The organism is Flavobacteriales bacterium, from assembly GCA_013214975.1.
Classification (GTDB): Bacteria; Bacteroidota; Bacteroidia; order DT-38; family DT-38; genus DT-38.
Map to the genome: position 1 here is coordinate 1 of JABSPR010000094.1, position 2,249 is coordinate 2,249.

Here is a 2,249-nt window from a genome sequence, read left to right on the forward strand (position 1 = left end):
AATTCTCTATGGCCTTTCTTGCCATGTCTCTTCGAGGCAGCGATCCGATTTGATTCAGCAATTCCTCTTGTACTTTGAGTAATTGATTTTCGGTCTTTACTAAACAAATCACCTGACTATCGGCACCATGTTCAGCTTGCGATAATAAATCTGCTACGACAAACTCGGTGTTAGCCGATTGATCAGCCATCACCAAAAGCTCTGATGGACCCGCCGGCATATCGATAGCCACTCCCAACTGAGAGGCGCTTTGTTTGGCGGCAGTTACATATTGATTACCTGGTCCAAATATCTTGTTTACTCGTGGGATAGTCTCTGTACCAATTGCCATCGCCGCGATTGCTTGTGCACCTCCTGCTTTATAAATATCTGTGATTCCAACTATACTTGCTGCAAACAAAACACCTTCATTTACTTTTCCTTTTTTATTAGCAGGTGTACATAAAACAATACGCTCACAACCAGCTATCATTGCAGGTATTCCAAGCATTAATACGGTTGAAAAAAGCGGGGCAGATCCTCCAGGGATATACAATCCCACGGTTTCTATGGCCACATTCTTTCTCCAGCACGTAACGCCTTGCATTGTCTCGATTGGCTCTTCGTCTTTTAATTGAGACTCATGAAATTTTTGAATATTTTTTTGAGCAACAGTTATCGCATCTTTTAACTCTTGAGAGATCGAATTAGATGCCTCAATGAATTCTTCTTCGCTTACTTTAAAATCGTCAAGTTCGGCACCATCAAACTTAGCTGTATACTCAAATAGCGCTTTATTCTTGTTCATCCCTACGTTGTCGATAATATCCCAAACTATTTTTTGAATAGCGGAATGATCGGCAACAGGACGTGAACAGATTTCAGCCCATTGATCTCTACCAGGAAATAATGCCTTTTTCATTATAAAAATTCTTCTACAATATCATTTTCTCAATTGGAGATACCAAAATATCTTCCGCTCCTGCGGATTTTAAATCTTCTAATATTTCCCAAAATTTCTTCTCCTCTACTACTGTATGAAGTGAACTCCATCCCTCTTGTGCCAAAGCCATAATCGTTGGACTCTTCTTTCCTGGAAGCAAAGCTCTAACTTGATCAATCTTATCAGTCGGAACATTCATTAGAACATATTTCTTGCCTTTTGCTGCAAGGACAGCTCTTATTCGAATCATAAGCTGATCGAGAATCGCTTTCTTTTCTGCAGGCATATTATTGCTACCAATTAATACTGCTTCTGAAGAAGTAACTTCTTCTACCTTCTTTAGTCCATTACTTAAAAGAGTACTTCCTGTACTTACAATATCAAATATTGCTTGCGCTAAATTGATCGCCGGAGCAATTTCTACAGAACCATTGATTAAATGTATATCTGCAGAGATATTCTGCTCCTTCAAATACTTTCCTAAAATAACTGGGTAAGAAGTTGCAATAGTCGACCCGTTAAGATCTTGAGGTCCTTTAAAATCAACATCCTTTGGAACGGCGATACATAGTTTACACTTGGCAAACCCTAATCTCTCCACGATTTCGATATCTACCTCTTTTTCTTCAACGACATTAAGACCTACTATCCCAATATCCGCAATCCCTTTCTCAACATATCCAGGAATATCATCATCTCTCAAATAGAGTAATTCTGCAGGAAACTCACTAGACTGGGCTTTCAATTGCAAAAATCCACTATTAAAACCAATGGCACATTCCTTTAAAAGCTGAAGCGACTTCTCACTTAACCTTCCCGATTTCTGAATTGCTATTCTTAATTTTCTTTCCATGATCTGTATAAAATATTTTTACATAGTACATCCATTAGCGTGAACTACACGCAAGATGGGGATTATTAAAAGTAATGTATTGTTTAATCCCCGATTATGAGGCATGATGAAAATGATGCGCACATGAAAATGTCGCATTTCTTGATATTGATATTGTCTCTATTCTTATCATCTGTGGCAAAAATAAAGCCTTTTTACTAGCTATACAAATAGAAAAGCATGGTGCAAGTAATAGTCTATTAAGATTCGTTGTTCCGATACCATTATTTATGACCATTTACCCTTACTAGTATTGGGATATTTATTAAATTTGTGCTCTTTTTTACACCAGTATTCCTGAACAAAAAGAAGCACAAAATTGACTGATAACAACATACATCCAGTATTTGACAGACTTCTCCAAAGAGAAGACAAAGAAACTGCGCTGAATCAAAAAGCAGCAGTACTTTGGATGACAGGCCTATCTGGCTCTGG

The 2,249-nt window shown here is 37.9% G+C and carries 2 protein-coding genes; both read right to left on the reverse strand.

Translation table 11 applies throughout. The features are described 5' to 3' along the window. The coding region (gene hisD / locus HRT72_03855; GenBank protein ID NQY66841.1) for a histidinol dehydrogenase at positions 1-901 on the reverse strand (901 nt) is incomplete at its 3' end. Between the two features lie 13 nt (positions 902-914). Continuing rightward, positions 915-1,775: an ATP phosphoribosyltransferase gene (locus HRT72_03860; GenBank protein ID NQY66842.1), complete on the reverse strand. Its 861-nt coding sequence runs from the start codon at positions 1,773-1,775 to the stop codon at positions 915-917. Positions 1,776-2,249: the final 474 nt, after the last annotated feature.